This window comes from Ruania alkalisoli, from assembly GCF_014960965.1.
GTDB classification, from domain to species: Bacteria; Actinomycetota; Actinomycetes; order Actinomycetales; family Beutenbergiaceae; genus Ruania; species Ruania alkalisoli.
Genome location: NZ_CP063169.1, coordinates 2,482,250 through 2,499,965, shown reverse-complemented (window position 1 = coordinate 2,499,965; position 17,716 = coordinate 2,482,250). Strand labels below are relative to the sequence as shown.

Genomic DNA, 17,716 nt, shown 5'->3' with positions numbered 1-17,716 from the left:
CAACCCCCTCGTGGCGGCCAGCCTGCGTGGGTCTCCTCGGTCTAGCGTCGCCGCCGTGGAAGCACGTGAGCCCCGTGAGCGCCTGCGGCGTGCGGTGGTGGCTGCCTACGGCGCGGCGCCGGCGGAGCTGCAGGGTGGAATCGAGTTCGAGGACGTTCCCGGCGACGCCGTCGAGGGGCGGCGCAGTGACCGGCGCAGTGACCGGCGAAGTGACCGGCGACGTGACGGGCGCAGCGACCGGCGACAAAGATGGGCCGCAGGTGCCGCCACGGAGATGCCCGTCACCATGGCGGTACGCGTGGCGATCATCGTCCTCGTCGTGGCGCTGGTCGTGGTGGTGGTGCTGATGGCACGTGCGATGGGCCCAGAACCTGTTGCCGTGCCGCTTCCCGCCCCAGAGCCCGCAACGGTTGAGCCCACTGCCGACACCGGAGATGACAGCGCCAGGAGCCCTGCAGCGGTGGTGGTCGTGCATGTCGCTGGCGCCGTGGTGGAGCCGGGTGTCGTGACAGTATCGGAGGGCACACGAGTGGCCGACGTGATCGACGCCGCCGGAGGGGCGGTCCCGGACGCGGATCTGGATGCCATCAACCTCGCCGCCCCGGTCGAGGACGGGCAGCAGGTGTTTCTGCCCCACGAAGGCGAGGCCGCCCGGCCGTTCCCCGGAGCCGGTGCAGCGGAGAATTCGGAGCCGCTGGTCAACCTGAACAGCGCCGATGCGCCGACGCTGGAGCGGTTGACGGGTATCGGCCCAGCGCTCGCAGCTGAGATCGTCGCGTGGCGTACCGAGCACGGCCCCTTTGAGAGCGTCGAGGACCTGCTCCAGGTGTCCGGGATCGGCCCGGCCACGCTGGAGCGGCTACGGGACGAGGCGGTCCTATGACGCCGCAACCGGTGGGGACGCGCCGAGATTGGCGACTCGTTCCCGGTGCGTGCCTGGTGTGGGCAGGATGCGGTGTCGGCGTGGGTCTACCCGGCACCGTGGTGTGGCTGGTCGTGCTCTCGCTCCTGGTCGCGGCGCTGGGCTTGTTGCGGCGCCTGAGCCGGGATCTCCACCGGCACCATGATCGTCGGCATTTCCGGGGGCGCCACCGCCTCGTGCCGGTGCGCTCGGTGCAGGCGACAGCCGTGCTGAGTGTGTTGCTCGCCGCCGCCGTCCTGGCGACGGTGGCCCCACGGGTCGAGCAGCGGGCGGAGCAGGTCCGGGCGCTGGACGGTGTGACCGAGACCATCCGGTTACGACTGACCGGTGACCCGGTGGAGCTGACTGAGGGGCCGGGCGTGCGGATCGAGGCGACGTTGCTCCGGGTCGGGGCGCATCCCGGGACTGCGCTGCCTGTGCTGGTTCTCGCCGACGACCGTTGGAGCGAGGCGGCCACCGGTGCCATGGTGCGGGTGAACGCTCGGCTGTCCGCGACCGACCCGGGAGACAGCCGGGCGATGCTGGTCATGCCCGAGGGGTCTGGCTCCCGGGACCCGCCCCGGGGGTGGCGTGCGGTCGTGGCTGACCTTCGTGCCGGGCTGGTCAGCGCCAGCGCTCCACTGCCGCCGGCCTCCCGTGGGCTCGTCCCGGGGATCGCGGTCGGAGACGACCGGGCCATGCCGCCGGCCCTGGAGGAGGCGATGCGCCGCACGAGCCTGACCCATCTGACCGCAGTGTCGGGGGCTCATGTCGCACTCGTTCTGGGACTCGTGCTCACACTCCTGTGGTGGTCACCGAGGAATCTCCAGGCGGTGGTCGGCGGTTTGGTCCTGGTCGCGTTCGTCGCGCTCGTGCACCCGGACGGCAGCGTGCTGCGGTCGGCGGTGATGGGTGGAGTGCTGTTGCTGGGTCTGTGGCTTCGGCGGCCGCGCGCCGCACTACCGGCGTTGGCGAGCGCTGTGGTCCTGCTCCTCGGTGTCGACCCGTGGATGGCACGTTCGTACGGTTTCGCCCTGTCCGTCCTCGCGACCGGCGGGCTGCTCGTCGGTAGCCGGCCGCTGGCTGCGTGGCTGGGCCGCTGGCTGCCGGCCCCGCTCGCGATGGGTCTGGCAGTTCCTGTCGCCGCGCAGATCGCCTGCACCCCGGTGCTGCTGCTGCTGGAACCGGCCATCCCGCTCTATGCGGTCCCCGCGAACCTCATGGCGGCACCGGTGGTGGCCCCGGCGACGATCCTCGGTCTGGCGGCGGCGCTGCTCGGGCCAGTCGCACCCGGAGCTGCTGACCTGCTCGTTCACGCCGCCTCGTGGTGCACCGCCTGGATCGCTGCGGTCGCTCTCGGCTGGGCAGGTCTGCCGGGTGCGTCGGTGCCCGTGCTGCCCCCGTAGGCCGCGACCGTCGCACCCAGGCGCCCAGCTCGATTCGGCGTTGTCACCGCGTGGTGGCAGGCTGTACCTGTGCCTCCAGCCCGTCGCTCCCGCCCTGCCGCCGGACCCTCCTGGCGGGACGTCCCGCTCGCCCCGGTGGTACTCGTCCGGGGCGGCGAGGGGCTCCTCGTCGACCGCACCGTCGCCCGCCTGACTGCTCTGGTGCGAGAACACGACCCGGAGGCCGAGGTGACGGTGCTGGAAGCCGGCGCCTACGAACGTGGCCAGCTCGAGGTGCTGACCAGCCCGTCGCTGTTCGGCGAGCACCGGCACCTGATCGTCCAAGGCGCCGAGTCTGCCTCGGACGCCTTCATCGAGGACGCACTGGCCCACGTCGGAGCGGCCGGCTCCACGATCGAGGACGTCACCGTGGTGATCCGGCACGAGAAGGGCACCCGCGGAAAGAAGCTCCTGGACACGATCGGCAAGGCGGGATATCCCGTCGTGACCTGTGACCAGATCAAGCGAGACGGGGAGAAGGCCGACTTCGCCGCCGCCGAGTTCAGTGCCGCAGGCCGCCGGGCTACCTCCGCCGCAGTCCAGTCCCTGGTGGAGGCCCTCGGTTCCGATCTGCGAGAGCTGGCCGCCGGGTGCTCCCAGCTGATCTCCGACACCACGGGCACGATCACCCCGGATGTGGTCGAGCGCTACTACGGCGGACGCGTGGAGGCGACCGGATTCCGGGTGGCCGACGCCGCGGTGGCCGGCGAGCAGACGCAGGCGATCACGCTCCTTCGTCATGCCCTCGAAACCGGGGTGGACCCTGTCCCGCTGGTGGCCGTGCTCGCGATGAAGCTGCGGACCCTCGCGAAGGTGGCCGCCACGCGCGGCCGCGGGTCGGCCGCCGATCTCGGCTTGCCGCCATGGCAGGTTGACCGTGCTCGCCGGGAGCTGCGCGGGTGGACTCCAGAAGGGCTGGCCCGTGCGATCACCGCCGTCGCGGACGCGGACGCGCAGGTGAAGGGGGAGTCGCGGGACGCTCGCTACGCCGTCGAGCGTGCCGTGCTCGTCGTCTCCTCAGCCCGGGAGGGCTGAGGCTGCGCACGAGAGGGCCGCCAACGGCGCAGCCGCGAACCCGGGAACTCCCCGATCGCATGTTCCGGGTCAGCCAAGGGGCATCCCCGATACCTCACGGCCGGCCAGCCCGCTGAACTGGATGGCATGCCTTCACGCCACCTGCCCGCGACAACCATCAAGGTTCACCCGGGCGTCGGATCCCCGCTGCGCTGTGTTCACACGCTCACGACAGGCTGAAGGCCGTGCGAGTCGCTGTAGTGACCGAGTCCTTCCTTCCCAGTCTCAATGGCGTGACCACCTCAGTGCTCCGGGTACTCGACCATCTGGCCGAGCAGGGGCACGAGGCCATCGTGGTCTGTCCGGGACCTGCACCGCGGGAGTACGCCGGCTTCCCGGTGTTCCCGGTGCCGGCCCTCGACTATCGCGGGTTCCGCGCCGGGGTGCCCAGCAGGCGCCTGACCCGCGCCGTCCTCGAGTTCGGCCCGGACGTGCTGCACGCCGCGGCACCGTTCGGTATCGGCGCTCAGGCGCTGGCGCTGGCCCGGCGGCACGGCATCGCCTCGGTCGCGATCTTTCAGACCGATGTAGCCCGCTACACCCGCTCCTACGGCCTGTCCCTGACCCACCATGCCGCGTGGCGGTGGATTCGCCGCGTGCACTCCTCCGCCGACCTCACCCTCGCGCCGTCCCGGGCCTCCCTGGATGATCTCGCGGCCGTGGGAGTCGAGCGCACGGCCTGGTGGGGCCGCGGCGTGGACTCGGTGCTCTACCACCCGAACCGCCGCACGAGCACGGCAGGGCGGGCGCTGCGCGAGCGGTTGGCGCCACAGGGGCAGGCTCTGGTCGGCTACGTCGGCCGGCTCGCCCCGGAGAAGAACGTCACCGAGCTGGCACCGCTGGCACGCATGCGCGGTGCGCGACTCGTCGTGGTCGGTGACGGACCCGATCGCGGGGCGCTCGAACGAGAGCTCTCCGGTACTGATGCCGTGATGCTCGGACGCCTGGAGGGCGAGGAGCTGGCGACCGCGTATGCCGCTCTCGACGTCTTCACGCACACCGGCACCTCGGAGACCTTCGGGCAGACCCTGCAAGAGGCGATGGCTTCCGGGCTACCAGTGGTGGCACCGGCCGCCGGCGGCCCCATCGATCTGGTTGCCGCGGGCGAGTCCGGCTTCCTGGTGCCGCCGCACGATCGGGCAGCACTCGTCGGTGCCGTGGGTGCGTTGGTCCGCGATCCAGGGATGCGGGCCCGCATGGGTGAGGCTGGCCGTCGGGCGATCCTGCCCCGCAGCTGGCGCGCACTGTGTGCTCAGCTGGTCGAGCACTATGAGCACGTGGCCGAGCCGGTCACGATTCGCTGACCGGTCAAGGCCAGCCGGCCGGCCGGACCTCTCACGACCTGCTCTCACGACGACGGCGCCGCACCCCGGGTAGGGGAGCGGCGCCGTCGTGCTGGGCTGTGGGTGAACGATCTCGCTCAGGCACTCGTGCCCAGGCGGTCGTTCTGAACCCGTCGTTCAGAGGCTGTACCTCAGAGGGATGCCACCTGCTGAGCCAGGGCCGACTTGCGGTTCGAGGCCTGGTTCTTGTGGATGACGCCCTTGCTGACGGCCTTGTCGAGCTTGCGGGTGGCGGCGCGCAGAGCGGTCTCGGCCGACTCCTTGTCACCGGAGGCGATCGCCTCGCGCACCTTGCGCACCTGCGTCTTCAGCTCGGACTTGTAGGCCTTGTTGCGCAAGCGGGCCTTCTCGTTGGTGCGGATCCGCTTGATCTGGGACTTGATGTTTGCCACGTTTTGACTCTCTCGTGTGTTCGCTGGCGCGAAACTCTCATTGACGTCGTAGAGGGCGTCCCATGACCTGGGACCGGGGCGTGGGGATGCCCTGTGCGTGGTCGATGGGCGGCTGCCGCACGCAGACCAGGTTGGCCTAGCGGTGGCGCCAGCCGCCCAGTCTAGCAGCCCGTGGACCCATCAAGCGCCGCGCCGGTACGCCCGTAACGCCGCGAGCACGTCGGTGAAGCGGGAGCGATCGAGGGCGGCGCCCTCGCGCCGCACCGCGTCCTCGGCCAGCCACAGCACACGATCGAGCCGGGCCTCGGACGGGCGACGCTGGGAGTCCCAGCCGCCGCTTCCCACGTCGACCCAGTACCGGCCCCACCGAGCTTCCTGCTCGGCATCGCGGTCGTGGTCCTTCGACGTCAGCTGCAGGCCGATCAGACCGCCGTCGTGCTCGGCGAGGATCAACACCGGGCGGTCCTTTCCCTGGTTCGGGTCGTCCTCGTAGGGCACCCACGCCCAGACCACCTCACCCGGATCCGCTTCACCGTCGGCGCGAGGCTCGTAGATCAGCTCGGGTAGGCGACCGGAATACTCCCGCACGCCGTCCTGGCGGGCGACCTGCTCGGGTGTGACGTCTGCGGGCGCCGGCGGCACGGGCCGGCCACGCCGAGACGACGAGGACCGCCCCTTGCGGGACTGGGTACGCAGGACGTCGACGGCAACCCCGGCCGCGGCGCGGACAAACCGGCTCAGCACACTCATGACCGACCACCGTAGCCGCTACTCGCTCGCGGCACGCCCGGGTACGGCTTCGACACGCGCCCGACACATCGTGGCAGTAGCGTCGAGGCCATGGCGGACCTCTTCGACGGCTACCCCGAGGGCGTGGCCTGGGACGAGATGATCGAGCCCGGACACACCGTGCGGGCGCCCTACCAGCATGTGCACCGGACCATGGGTCACCTCAACGCCGACGAGCTGCGGGTGAGAGCAGATGCCCTCGCGCGCTCCTACCTGGCCCAAGGGGTGACCTTCGACGTGGGGGGAGAGGAACGCCCGTTTCCGCTCGACTCCGTCCCCCGCGTTATCGACGCCGGCGAGTGGGACGTCCTGGCACCGGGAATCGCCCAGCGGGTGCGTGCGCTCGAGGCGCTGCTCGCCGACGCCTACGGTCCGCAGCAGGCGATCGCCGACGGCGTGCTTCCCCGCTCCTTGATCGTCTCCTCTGCCCATTTCGCCCGGGCCGCCCGCGGGATCGAACCCCCGAACGGCGTCCGGGTGCACGTCGGTGGGATCGACGTCATCCGTGACAGTGCCGGAGGATGGCGGGTGCTCGAGGACAATGTGCGCGTCCCCAGCGGCGTGAGCTATGTGCTGTCCAACCGCCGTGCCATGGCCCAGTCATTTCCTGAGCTCTTCGCCAGGATGCGTATCCGTCCCGTGGCCGACTACCCGCGGCGGCTGCTCCAGGCGCTGCACGCGGCCGCGCCCAGCGGCGTGGACGAGCCGGTCGTGGTGGTGCTCACCCCCGGGGTGTACAACTCCGCCTACTTCGAGCACTCCCTGCTCGCGCGGCTGATGGGTGTGGAACTGGTTGAGGGGCGTGACCTGTTCTGTGCTGGTGGCAAGGTCTACATGCGCACCACCGAGGGTCGCCGCCGGGTGGACGTGATCTACCGCCGCGTCGACGATGACTTCATCGACCCCGTGGTTTTCCGGCCGGACTCCCTGCTCGGCTGTCCCGGGCTGCTCGGCGTCGCGCGAGCCGGCTCGGTGACCATCGCCAACGCCGTGGGCAACGGGGTGGCTGACGACAAACTCACCTATACCTACCTGCCCGACCTCATCCGCTATTACCTGGGGGAGGAGCCGCTGCTGAACAACGTGGACACGTGGCGCCTCGAGGAGCCGGAGTCGCTGAACGAGGTGCTGGACCGGCTCGACGAGCTCGTGGTCAAACCGGTGGACGGCTCCGGCGGCAAGGGAATCATCATCGGCCCGGCCGCTTCCCGCGAGGAACTCGACCTCGCTCGTGCGCACCTGCGGGCCGATCCGCGTGGGTGGATCGCCCAGCCCGTCGTCCAGCTCTCCACGGTGCCGACCCTCGCCGGGAATGCGCTCCGGCCCCGCCATGTGGACCTGCGTCCGTTCGCCGTCAACGACGGTGACGACGTCTGGGTGCTGCCCGGCGGACTCACCCGGGTGGCGCTCGCCGAGGGACAGCTGGTGGTCAACTCCTCGCAGGGCGGCGGGTCCAAGGACACCTGGGTGCTCGGTGAGATGCGCCGCGGTGCCAGGCCGCCCATCACCACCGAGGGTGGCGTGACCGCGCCCTCGTCGGCTGAGGGTGCCACGCCGACTGGGGTGCAGCAGGATGCCAACCCCACGGACACCGAGATGCGCGAGCAGAACCAGCAACAGCAGCAGACTCCGAGCTCGGGTGAGCCGCCCGAACCACCCACCCGGCGTTTTGCCGCCTGGAGGTCGTCATGCTGAGCCGGATCGCTGAGTCGCTGTTCTGGATCGGGCGCTACGTCGAGCGGGCCGATGACACTGCGCGCATCCTCGACGCCCACCTGCAGTACCTCCTTGAAGATCCCTACCTGGAGGAGGAGGCGGCGTGCCGGGCACTGCTCGCGGTCATGGGGGCCACGCCACCGTCGGAGGAGACCGAGGCGACGCGCGCCACGGTGCTGGACGTCCTCGCCTACGACCGCAACGCCCCTGGCTCGATCGCGGGAGCGCTCGCAGCCTCCCGGGAGAACGCCCGTCGTGCACGGGAGGTGCTCTCCTCGGAGCTGTGGGAGTGCCTCAACACCACCTGGAACGCGCTGCCCTCCCGGATCGGGGCCTCCGGCCCGCACGAGTACTTCGCCTGGGTACGTGAGCGCGCTGCGATCGTTGGCGGCATCACCGACGCCGCCACCCGCCGGGACGAGACGCTGCAGTTCTTCCTGCTGGGGCGCAGCATCGAGCGCGCCGACATGACCGCCCGGCTCGTCACCAGCCGTACCCTCGCCGGCGGCGCCGGTCCCGGCTGGATGACACTGCTGCGTTCATGCGGTGCTCACGAGGCTTTCCTGCGTACCTACCGGGGCCGCGACTCGGAGACGCTCGCCGCCGAGTTCCTGCTGCTCGACCGGCTGTTCCCGCGTTCGGTGCTGTTCTCCCTCGAACAGGCCGAACGATGCCTGACCCGCCTCGCGCCCATCGACGGGCGCGGCTTGCGCGAGGAGGATGCGCGCAAGGTGCTCGGCCGGGTGCGTTCCCGCCTGGAGTACCAGCCGTTGCTGAGCCTGCTGAGTTCGCTCACCGAGGAGATGGCGGCCGTGCAGGAGGGGTGCTCGGATGCCAGCGATGCGATTCGGTTGCGCTACTTCCCCTCCGGTGTGGCCGATGACTGGATCGGAGATCGACTGTGAGCCGTCTGCACATCGTCCACCGGACCACCTTCGAGTACGTGCGGACCGTCACCGCCTCCTACAACGAGGTGCGGATGCGCCCGGCGACCTTACCCGGTCAGGTCGTGCTCGAAGCGAGTGTGCATGCCTCCCCGTCGACCTACTCCTCCGAGTATCGCGACTACTGGGGCTCGTCGGTGACGGCGTTCGAGATGCTCGGCGCGCACGACCGGCTGGAGGTGGTGGCCGAGTCCCGTGTGGAGCTTTCGGCCCCGGTACGTTCGTCCAGCCCTGCTGGATGGAGCACTCTGCGCTCGCCGGAGGTGCAGGACCGGATGAGCGAGTATCTCGCCGTCACCCCCACGACCGAACCGGCCCGCGATCTCGTGCAGCTGGCACGCTCTGCTGCCGGTGACCACGAGCCCGCCGACGCCGCCATCGCCGTCGCCACGGCGGTGCGGGAGGCGGTGGAGTACGTCCCCGGCGTCACCGGTGTGCACACCCGGGCGGCCGAGGCGTGGGCGGCGCGCAAGGGCGTCTGTCAGGATCTGGCGCACCTGGTGGCGGGGGCGTTGCGTCGCCTGGGTATCCCGACCCGGTACGTCTCCGGATATCTGCACCCGCAGACCTCGACCGCCCAGATCGGGGAGCCGGTCACGGGTGAGTCACACGCCTGGGTGGAATACTGGTGCGGGGAGTGGGTGGGCTTCGACCCGACGAACCTCATCGGTGTGGCCGAGCACCACGTGATGGTCGGGCGCGGCCGGGAGTACCCGGACGTGACCCCGATCCGTGGCGTGTATGCGGGCGGTGGCAGGTCCACCCAGGAGGTGCAGGTGACGATCATCCAGGAGGCCTGAAGCCGGTGTCACCTCTCAGGTCGCAGGTTCCGCCTCAGGCGGTCAGCAGCACCAGCGCCAGGATGATCGCCAGCAGGGAGGCCAGCGGCACGGCCAGCACCGTCCCCACGAGCGCCAGTGCACTCAGCCGTAGGTCATCCTTCAGGTAGGGCGCGCGGACCGGACCGCCGGCTGCGACCAGGAGCGCACGTTGGGCCTTCTCCACACGCGTGAGCGCGTATCCGGCCACACCCAGCCGGCCCGAGCCCAGGACACGGCCGACGAACCGGCCCGCCCCACGCCGCTGGCCGTATCCGGCGGGAAGCTGACTCTCGGTGAACGCGTCGAGCACCACGCGCACGTCCTCGGCTCCGGGCTGCCCGCGCATCTCTTCTTCCACCCGGTCGGCCAGATCGTCCGGGCTGAGGAGCTCCGTGGTGACCACAGGGCCGGTGGACGATGCGCTCAGGCGCAACCACCGCCGTCGGCGGATCGCGAACGCGACCACGGGCGCCGCGAGCAGCACAGCCAGGGCCAGGACAACGAACTCTCCAGCACCGAGGGAGGGTGAGGTCAGGACATTCACCACGGCCAGCACCAGGGCGACTGTGGATGCGAGTGAGGCGAGCGTGACCAGCACCAGCGTGGGCAGCCGCATCACCCGCCCCACACCGCGTGCAAGGGCATCGATGGACTCCGGGACTGCGCTCACCCCACCATCATCGCGCATGCGGCATGTGGGACGATGAACGGCAGAGTCTCCCATCCCCGACCCGATCGAGGTAGAACCACCCGTGCCCATTGTGACGCCGGCTGCCGCCGCACAGATCAGGCCCAGCGCCACCGCGCCGGAGCTGCTGCGCAACTTCTGCATCATCGCGCACATCGATCACGGCAAGTCCACGCTCGCCGACCGGATGCTGCAGCTGACTGGTGTGGTGACCGACCGTGCCATGCGCGCGCAGTACCTGGACCGGATGGACATCGAGCGCGAGCGCGGGATCACCATCAAGTCCCAGGCGGTGCGGATGCCGTGGCAGGTCGGTGAGCAGGCGTACGCGCTCAACATGATCGACACCCCCGGTCACGTGGACTTCTCCTACGAGGTCTCCCGCTCTCTGGCCGCCTGCGAGGGTGCGATCCTGCTGGTCGACGCGGCACAGGGAATCGAGGCCCAGACCCTGGCGAATTTGTACCTGGCCCTGGAGAACGACCTCGCGATCATCCCGGTACTCAACAAGATCGACCTGCCCGCTGCGCAACCGGAGCGGTTCGCCGAGGAGCTCGCGTCACTGATCGGTGGTGAGCCGGAGGACTGCCTGAGAGTCTCGGGTAAGACGGGCGAAGGCGTGACCGAGCTCTTGGACACCATCGTGGAGCAGATCCCGGCTCCGGTCGGTGACGCGGATGCGCCGGCACGGGCGATGATCTTCGACTCGGTCTATGACACCTACCGCGGTGTGGTCACGTACGTGCGGGTGATCGACGGCTCTCTCTCCCCGCGCGAGAAGATCGTCATGATGAGCACCCGCGCCACCCACGAGCTGCTCGAGATCGGCGCCTCCGTGCCGGAGCCGCAGGCCACCGACGGCCTCGGGGTGGGTGAGGTGGGTTACCTCATCACCGGTGTGAAGGATGTGCGCCAGTCCAAGGTGGGCGACACCGTCACCAATGCGGCCAAGCCGGCGGAGCACGCGCTCGGTGGCTACCAGGAGCCGCAGCCGATGGTCTACTCCGGGCTGTACCCGATCGACGGCTCCGACTACCCGGTGCTGCGGGATGCCCTGGACAAGTTCAAGCTCAACGACGCCGCTCTGGTGTACGAGCCGGAGACCTCGGTCGCGCTCGGATTCGGCTTCCGGGTGGGCTACCTGGGTCTGCTGCACGTGGAGATCGTGCGCGAACGGCTCGAACGCGAGTACAACCTCGACCTGATCTCCACGGCACCCAGCGTGATCTACGACGTCACGATGGAGGATGGCACCGAGCATGTGGTCACCAACCCGAGCGAGTTCCCGGCAGGGAAGATCTCCTCGGTGCGCGAACCGATCGTCAAGGCCACGATCCTCACGCCGAGCGAATTCGTGGGCGCCGTCATGGAGCTCGCACAAAACCGCCGCGGGCAGATGGACGGTATGGACTACCTGTCCGAGTCCCGCGTGGAGTTGCGCTACACGCTGCCGCTGGCCGAGATCATCTTCGACTTCTTCGACCAGTTGAAGTCCCGCACCCGCGGGTATGCCTCCTTCGACTACGACGTCGCCGGCGATCAGGAGGCGAATCTGGTGAAGGTGGACATCCTCCTGCAAGGTGAGCAGGTGGATGCGTTCTCCGCGATCGTGCACCGCGACAAGGCCTACTCCTACGGCGTCATGATGACCGCCAAGCTCAAGGAGCTCATCCCCCGGCAGCAGTTCGAGGTTCCGATCCAGGCAGCTGTCGGATCCCGCATCATCGCCCGCGAGACCGTGCGTGCGATTCGCAAGGACGTGCTCGCCAAGTGCTACGGCGGTGACATCTCCCGTAAGCGCAAGCTGCTCGAGAAGCAGAAGGAGGGCAAGAAGCGGATGAAGTCCATCGGCCGGGTGGATGTTCCGCAGGAGGCCTTCATCGCCGCGCTGTCCTCTGATGGTGCGGGGGGCAAGGAATCGAAGAAGTGAGCCGATGACGGCGTCCTCTCGCCCGAGCGTTCCGGCTCCGGGTGGCGTGCCGCTCACCCTGGGCGAGCCGCCGACGGCGGCCCCCGGCGTGGCCGTGAACGGATTCCTCCCGCAACGCTTGGCGCGGGAGGAGGCGGGCGCCGGTACTGAGTGCGGTCCGGACTTCGGGGTGTATCTGCACGTGCCGTTCTGCACGGTGCGGTGCGGCTACTGCGACTTCAACACCTACACCGCGGCCGAGCTCGGCACCGGTGCGAACCGGTCGGACTATGCCGCGACCGCCGTCGGGGAGATCGCCCTGGCGCAGGAGGCGCTCCGGTCTGCCGGGATCGCGCGGCGTGAGGTGCGCACGGTGTTCGTCGGTGGCGGCACGCCGACGCTGCTGCCCCCGGGTGACCTGGCGGCCATGCTGGACGCTGTCGATGACGCCTGGGGCCTGGCCGCCGATGCCGAGGTGACGACGGAGGCGAATCCGGACTCGGTGGATGCCGCGGACCTGGCGGCGCTGGCGGCGGCCGGCTTCACCCGGGTGTCCTTCGGGATGCAGTCCGCTGTACCGGAGGTGCTGGCCACGCTGGAGCGCACGCACGATCCAGAGCGCATTCCTGCCGTGGTGGGCTGGGCGCGGGATGCGGGGTTGTCGGTCAGTCTCGACCTCATCTATGGCGCGCCGGGGGAGACGTTGGCGCAGTGGCAGCGGTCCCTGGAGGCGGTGCTCGCACTCGCACCCGACCACGTCTCGGCGTATGCGCTGGTGGTCGAGCAGGGGACGAAGATGGCGGCCCAGGTGCGCCGGGGTGAGCTGCCGATGCCGGATCCGGACGATGAGGCCGACAAGTACGAGCTCGCTGCGACGATGCTCGCCGAGGCCGGCTACGACTGGTACGAGATCTCCAACTTCGCCCGGACGGCGGCCGACCGTTGCCGGCACAACATCGCGTACTGGCGCTCAGATGATTGGTGGGGCATCGGACCCGGGGCGCATTCGCATGTGGCCGGCCAGCGCTGGTGGAACGTCAAGCATCCGCGCCCCTACGCCGCGGCCGTCGCCGCCGGGAACCTACCCGTCGACGGGTCCGAGGTGCTCAGCGGAGAGGACCGGGAGACCGAGCGGATCCTGCTGGGCATCCGGCTCGCGGAGGGACTCGACGTCGGAGCAACGCTCGCAGACCGGTTGCCGCAGCTGGTCGACGAGGGGCTGCTGGAGGCTGAGCCGGCACAACAGGGCCGAGCCGTGCTGACACTGCGGGGGCGTCTGCTGGCAGACACGGTGGTGCGGCGCCTGACCTGAGGTTGCTGTGGTCAGTGGATCGCTGGGGCGGCCAGAGATGCCCTGGTGCGCCGCGTCGTTGCGCTCTGGGTGGTGGTGCCGCCGCTCGGCGATACGACACGACCATGGACTGATGATGGTCACGACCGGGCGGGAACCGATAGCGTGTGGTCGCCGTCACCGTGGCGGCTGTACCTGAAGGACTTGGGGAGAGATGAGCCAGCAACCACCGGAGCAGGGGCCGCAGGATCCCGCGCAGGAGCCGAATAGCGGTCAGCCACAGCAGCCAGGGACCCCGCCGCCTCCGCCAGGTCAGCCGTCTTACGGCGCCGCCGCCCCGCCGCCGAGCGGCTACCCCTCACCGGAGCAGGGCGGCTTCCAGACGCCGCCACCGCCCGGCCCCGGCCCGGCCGGTCAGTACGGTGCACCTGGCCCTGGCTATGGCGGCCCGCCGCAGGCACCAGGGGTGAACGCCGGCCAGTACGGGCAGGGCGGGTACCCGGGTGGATCGCAACCGTTCGGCGTCGGTGCGGCGCTGGGCTATGCCTGGAAGACCGTCTTCGGTAACCCTGTGGTGTGGATTGTCGGGGCGCTGCTGGTGGCCATCGTGTATGCGCTGGTGAGTCTGCTGAACCCGAGCACCTTGGCGGCGTTTGACGCTGCCAACGGCAGCTTCAACGTCGCGACCAGTCAGTCGTTCACGGCTATGGGCATCATCGCCAGCCTGCTGACCATGCTGGTGGTCGGATTCGTCCAGGCCGTGGCGCAGAACGCGGCGCTGCGGGAGACCGCCGGCAACAAGCCGACCTTCGGCGACATCTTCCAGGTGCCGAACATGCAGAACGCGCTCATCTGGGCGGTGATCTGGGGCGTGGGTTCCACGATCATCAACCTGATCCCGGGCATCGGCCCCTTGCTCGTGCTGGTGGCATCGGTCCTCGTGATCTTCACGATGCCCGCGATCATCGACCGCGGCCTGCCGTGGATTGAGGGTGTGAAGACCTCGGTGCAGCTGGTGCAGCAGAACGCCGGATCGACGATCCTGCTGGTCCTGGCGTTCATCGGTATTTCGATCTTGGGCGCCCTGGCGTGTCTGCTGGGTCTGCTGATCGCGCTGCCGATGATCGTGGTGGCGACTGCCTTCGCCTACCGCTCCTTCAGCGGCCAGCCGATCGCGCCGAGGTCCTGACCGCGACTGCGTACCTGCCTTGTCCATGTACGAAACCACCGACTCGGTGACTCTGTGACCGTGTCAGATCCGATCGCGAATCAGAAGCGAGAGTGAACGATGAGTGACCAACAACAGCCGGGGACTCCCGGCGAGCCCCATCAGCCGGAGCAGCCGACGTACGGCCAGCCGGATCAGTTCGGCGGCGCACCGGGGCAACCGCCTCAGGCACCGCCCCCGCCCCCACCCGGAACTGGGACGCCTCCGCCGCCGCAGCAGCCCGGGTACGGTCAGCAGCCGGGAGGTGCGACGCCCCCGCCGCCGCAACAGCCCGGCTACGCTCAGCCGGCCGGTCAGGCCCATCCTGGTGGCGCACCGCAGGGGCAGTATGCCCCGGTGCCGACCGAGCCGCAGGCCACTGACGGTTTCAAGTGGGGTTGGGAGGCGTTCAAGGCCAACTGGAGCACGTTCGTCCTCGGTCAGCTCGCCTGGGCGGCGATCGTTGTCGTGGTTACGGTCATCTGGGTTGCGCTGCTCTCGGCCATCGGTGTCTTCGGCAGTGGGGTCGGCGGCGAGGCGCAGGCGATGGCGTTTGCTTCGGCTGGCGTCTTCGGCACGATCCTGATGGTCCTGGTCGCGTTCATCGTCGGGATCTTCGCGGCGGCCGGTGTGGCGAATGCGTCCCTGCGGACCGTCCGCGGTGAGAGCGTGAGCGTGGCGGACTTCTTCAAGATCCCGAACCCGGTGCAGGTGGGCCTGGTCGCCGTCGCGCTGGGTCTGGCGTCGTCGCTGCTGTCCTGGACCTTCGTCCTGCCGCTCGCCGTGCTGTTCTTCGGTGTGTACGCCGTGTACTTCGCCCTGGACAAGAAGCAGGGCGTGGTCGACGCGATCACCTCTTCGGTCAAGATGGCCCTGGCCACGCCGGCGCAGACGATCCTCGTGCTGCTGCTGGGCATGGTCGCGAACGCGATCGGCTCGGCACTGTGCGGTGTCGGTACGCTGGTCTCCGCTCCCGTGGTGGTGCTGGCTGTCTCGTGGCTGTACCACCAGAACGTCGGCAGGGTGCAGACCAGCTGATCTGCCATGCAGATGAACGACGGCGGTTGGTGCTCAGCACCAACCGCCGTCGCTCTTTCTGCTGTGATCTGTCCTGCTGTGCCCCGCTCTGACCGACCGCTGTCGCCGGTGATCAGTAGCTGGCGGAACCCAGCGCGGCCATGCTCGCGATGAACGCGATGATTCCGATCACCAGACCGATGATCGCCAGGATCGTCACGATCATGCCGATGATCTTGCCGGTCGAGACGTTCGAGCGGTTGCTGTATTGGACGCCGGAGGCGTCGATTTCCTTGAGGGCCTTGCTGCCCATGACCCACGCGGCGATCGCCAGCGGGGTGAAGAAGATTCCGACGATCCCGAAGACCAGGATCATGGTGCCCTGGGGGTGCTCCTGCACGCCGCCGTAGCCTCCGTACCCGCCGGGAGCTCCGGGGGTGGGTGGGGTGTAACTCATAGGTCTCCCTCGGTTGTTGGACGGCACCGGATCGATCCGGTGCCCGTGGCCAGGCGTCTGGCCCGGTTCACGCCGGACTCTAGCGGTGGTGTGCACTCCCGTGTAGCCCCCGGTTCGGCAGCACCGGGGTCGCGCGCGGTCTCACAGGCCCATCGGGATCATCACCACGATGAACACGATGTACGCGATGTAGAGGACCCCGAGAACCGAGCCGATGATCCCGCACACCCGCCCGGCCTGGATGGTGCCGCGGTTGGAGTAGTAGACGCCGGAGGCGTCGATCTCATTGATGGCGCGCTGGCCCATCACCCAGGCTGCGATCCCGAGTGGGAAGCAGGCCAGCAGCCCGATGAGCCCGAAGACCAGGATCATCACGCCCTGCGGATGCTCGGCCGGTGGTTGGTAGTTCCACGCGGGTCCGCCCGCACCGGGCGGCATTCCCGGCCCGCCGGGGCCTGGGCCAGATGGGCCGGGAATGCCAGGACCGTACGGGGAGCCGGGAGCGTACCCAGAACCACTGCCCGGTGGGTATCCCTGGCCGCTCCCGTAACCGCCGCCGTAGTCATCGCCGTAGCCACCGCCCGGTGGCGGACCGTATCCGCCCGTGCCGCCGGGTGGGCTGCCACCGGGTGGGTTGTCGTAGTAACTCATGCACGTCCCCCTCCAGCATCTCGCACAGGCGCACGACGATGTCGATCGGAGCGGGACTGTCCCGGTGCCGCCGGTCGTGCGTCCTGGAACAGCACCCTAGCGGTCCAGATGCGGCGGCAGGCGGCTATGCCGTCACGAAGTCGACAAGTTCCTCGACCCGTCCGAGCAGGCTCGGCTCGAGATCACGGTAGTCGCGGACAGTCCCGAGGATCCGTTTCCACCCGCGGGCGATATCGGCCTGGTTCGCGGCGGGCCAGCCCAGCGCCGTCAGCGTGCCGACTTTGATATCGGTGCCCCGGGGAACATGCGGCCACGCGTCCAACCCGAGCAGTGCCGGTTTGACAGCCTGCCAGACGTCCACATAGGGGTGACCGACGATCAGGACATTCTGTGCACCGAATCGTCGCGTCACCTCGGTGGCCACCCGGGACTCCTTGCTTCCCGCCACGAGGTGGTCGACCAGCACCCCCACCCGCCGGCCGGGCTCGGGCCCGAACTCGGTGAGACGTTCGTCCAGGTTGTCCACGCCGTCCAGGAGCTCGACCACGACACCCTCGATCCGCAGGTCGTCCCCCCAGACCTTCTCCACGAGCTCGGCGTCGTGACGACCTTCCACCCAGATGCGTGAGCCGCGTGCCACACGCGCCCTCGCCCCGGCCACGGCCAGGGAGCCGGAGGCTGTCCTGGCCGGAGCGGCCTTCGCCGGTGCCGGACGGTCGGGCACGAGGCGCACGGGTGAGCCGTCAACCCAGAAGCCCGCGCCGAGAGGGAAGGTCCGGGTGCGGCCGCGCCGGTCCTCCAGCACGACCACATGTTGCCCACCACTCTTCTCCACTCCCGTCACGGCGCCGACCCAGCCGGTCTCGACGTCCTCGACGACAAGCCCGGGTGTGGCCGGAGTCTCGATGGCGGTCGGACGGGTCCGCTGGTGCGGGTCGCTGCTGAGGACGTCGGTGCCGTAACGGTCGTTCATCACCCGGCGAGCCTACGGCGTGCGCTGGCGTGGCAGACCGAGCGGCACGCGGGCCGGGAGCCGCAGCACGTAGAATTGGCACTCATCGACGTCGAGTG

General features: G+C 69.5%; 17 protein-coding genes. 11 read left to right on the top strand and 6 right to left on the bottom strand.

Features of this window, described 5'->3' with window-relative positions:
* Window positions 1-55: 55 nt before the first annotated feature.
* The 4 genes from IM660_RS11095 (at window position 56) to IM660_RS11080 (ending at window position 4,724) form a co-directional block, all read left to right on the top strand.
* Window positions 56-883 carry a ComEA family DNA-binding protein gene (locus IM660_RS11095; protein WP_193495515.1) on the top strand — a complete coding sequence of 276 codons (828 nt, stop codon included), beginning with the start codon at window positions 56-58 and terminating at the stop codon, window positions 881-883.
* A complete protein-coding gene (locus tag IM660_RS11090) occupies window positions 880-2,307 on the top strand; it encodes a ComEC/Rec2 family competence protein (protein WP_193495513.1) in 1,428 nt (475 codons plus the stop codon). Before IM660_RS11095 ends, IM660_RS11090 begins: the two co-directional genes overlap by 4 nt.
* A gap of 69 nt (window positions 2,308-2,376) precedes the next feature.
* Entirely contained in the window at window positions 2,377-3,381 is a 1,005-nt protein-coding gene (gene holA, locus IM660_RS11085; RefSeq protein ID WP_193495512.1) for a DNA polymerase III subunit delta, read from the top strand.
* A gap of 224 nt (window positions 3,382-3,605) precedes the next feature.
* Entirely contained in the window at window positions 3,606-4,724 is a 1,119-nt protein-coding gene (locus tag IM660_RS11080; RefSeq protein ID WP_193495510.1) for a glycosyltransferase family 4 protein, read from the top strand.
* Between the two features lie 170 nt (window positions 4,725-4,894).
* On the opposite strand, the gene rpsT is transcribed toward IM660_RS11080, so the two are convergent.
* Together rpsT and IM660_RS11070 are read right to left on the bottom strand one after the other, a co-directional pair.
* Window positions 4,895-5,155: a 30S ribosomal protein S20 gene (gene rpsT, locus IM660_RS11075; protein WP_193495508.1), complete on the bottom strand. Its 261-nt coding sequence runs from the start codon at window positions 5,153-5,155 to the stop codon at window positions 4,895-4,897.
* Window positions 5,156-5,335: 180 nt separating this feature from the next.
* Window positions 5,336-5,905, bottom strand: a complete 570-nt coding sequence (locus IM660_RS11070; RefSeq protein ID WP_193495507.1) for a type II toxin-antitoxin system PemK/MazF family toxin — start codon at window positions 5,903-5,905, stop codon at window positions 5,336-5,338.
* A 90-nt stretch (window positions 5,906-5,995) separates the two neighbouring features.
* Between IM660_RS11070 and IM660_RS11065 the strand changes: the two genes are divergently transcribed.
* From IM660_RS11065 to IM660_RS11055, 3 genes are read left to right on the top strand one after another with little or no spacing between them, the layout of a single operon-like run.
* Complete coding sequence (locus IM660_RS11065; RefSeq protein WP_193495505.1) at window positions 5,996-7,639, top strand: circularly permuted type 2 ATP-grasp protein; 1,644 nt, start codon at window positions 5,996-5,998, stop codon at window positions 7,637-7,639.
* Window positions 7,633-8,565, top strand: coding sequence for an alpha-E domain-containing protein (locus IM660_RS11060; protein ID WP_193495503.1), 933 nt, complete (start codon window positions 7,633-7,635; stop codon window positions 8,563-8,565). Before IM660_RS11065 ends, IM660_RS11060 begins: the two co-directional genes overlap by 7 nt.
* The gene (locus IM660_RS11055; protein ID WP_193495502.1) at window positions 8,562-9,404 is read left to right on the top strand and encodes a transglutaminase family protein; all 843 of its coding nucleotides are present in this window, start codon (window positions 8,562-8,564) and stop codon (window positions 9,402-9,404) included. Before IM660_RS11060 ends, IM660_RS11055 begins: the two co-directional genes overlap by 4 nt.
* Window positions 9,405-9,438: 34 nt before the next feature.
* Here the strand turns inward: IM660_RS11055 and IM660_RS11050 are convergent, their stop codons facing one another.
* Window positions 9,439-10,095 (bottom strand): hypothetical protein, encoded by a 657-nt coding sequence (locus IM660_RS11050; protein ID WP_193495500.1) that lies wholly within the window; start codon window positions 10,093-10,095, stop codon window positions 9,439-9,441.
* A gap of 82 nt (window positions 10,096-10,177) precedes the next feature.
* Between IM660_RS11050 and lepA the strand changes: the two genes are divergently transcribed.
* The 4 genes from lepA (at window position 10,178) to IM660_RS11030 (ending at window position 15,558) form a co-directional block, all read left to right on the top strand.
* On the top strand, window positions 10,178-12,043 hold the full coding sequence (gene lepA / locus IM660_RS11045; protein ID WP_193495498.1) for a translation elongation factor 4: 1,866 nt from the start codon (window positions 10,178-10,180) through the stop codon (window positions 12,041-12,043).
* 4 nt (window positions 12,044-12,047) lie between these two features.
* A complete protein-coding gene (hemW, locus tag IM660_RS11040) occupies window positions 12,048-13,334 on the top strand; it encodes a radical SAM family heme chaperone HemW (RefSeq protein WP_193495496.1) in 1,287 nt (428 codons plus the stop codon).
* Window positions 13,335-13,527: 193 nt separating this feature from the next.
* Window positions 13,528-14,502 carry a hypothetical protein gene (locus IM660_RS11035; RefSeq protein WP_193495494.1) on the top strand — a complete coding sequence of 325 codons (975 nt, stop codon included), beginning with the start codon at window positions 13,528-13,530 and terminating at the stop codon, window positions 14,500-14,502.
* Between the two features lie 99 nt (window positions 14,503-14,601).
* The gene (locus tag IM660_RS11030; protein ID WP_193495492.1) at window positions 14,602-15,558 is read left to right on the top strand and encodes a hypothetical protein; all 957 of its coding nucleotides are present in this window, start codon (window positions 14,602-14,604) and stop codon (window positions 15,556-15,558) included.
* A 112-nt stretch (window positions 15,559-15,670) separates the two neighbouring features.
* On the opposite strand, the gene IM660_RS11025 is transcribed toward IM660_RS11030, so the two are convergent.
* The 3 genes from IM660_RS11025 to IM660_RS11015 all read right to left on the bottom strand — a co-directional run bounded on the left by IM660_RS11025 (window position 15,671) and on the right by IM660_RS11015 (window position 17,618).
* Window positions 15,671-15,994 carry a DUF4190 domain-containing protein gene (locus tag IM660_RS11025; protein WP_193495491.1) on the bottom strand — a complete coding sequence of 108 codons (324 nt, stop codon included), beginning with the start codon at window positions 15,992-15,994 and terminating at the stop codon, window positions 15,671-15,673.
* A 141-nt stretch (window positions 15,995-16,135) separates the two neighbouring features.
* Complete coding sequence (locus tag IM660_RS19745; RefSeq protein WP_210768961.1) at window positions 16,136-16,645, bottom strand: DUF4190 domain-containing protein; 510 nt, start codon at window positions 16,643-16,645, stop codon at window positions 16,136-16,138.
* 124 nt (window positions 16,646-16,769) lie between these two features.
* Entirely contained in the window at window positions 16,770-17,618 is an 849-nt protein-coding gene (locus IM660_RS11015; protein WP_193499361.1) for a DUF3097 domain-containing protein, read from the bottom strand.
* Window positions 17,619-17,716 lie beyond the last annotated feature (98 nt).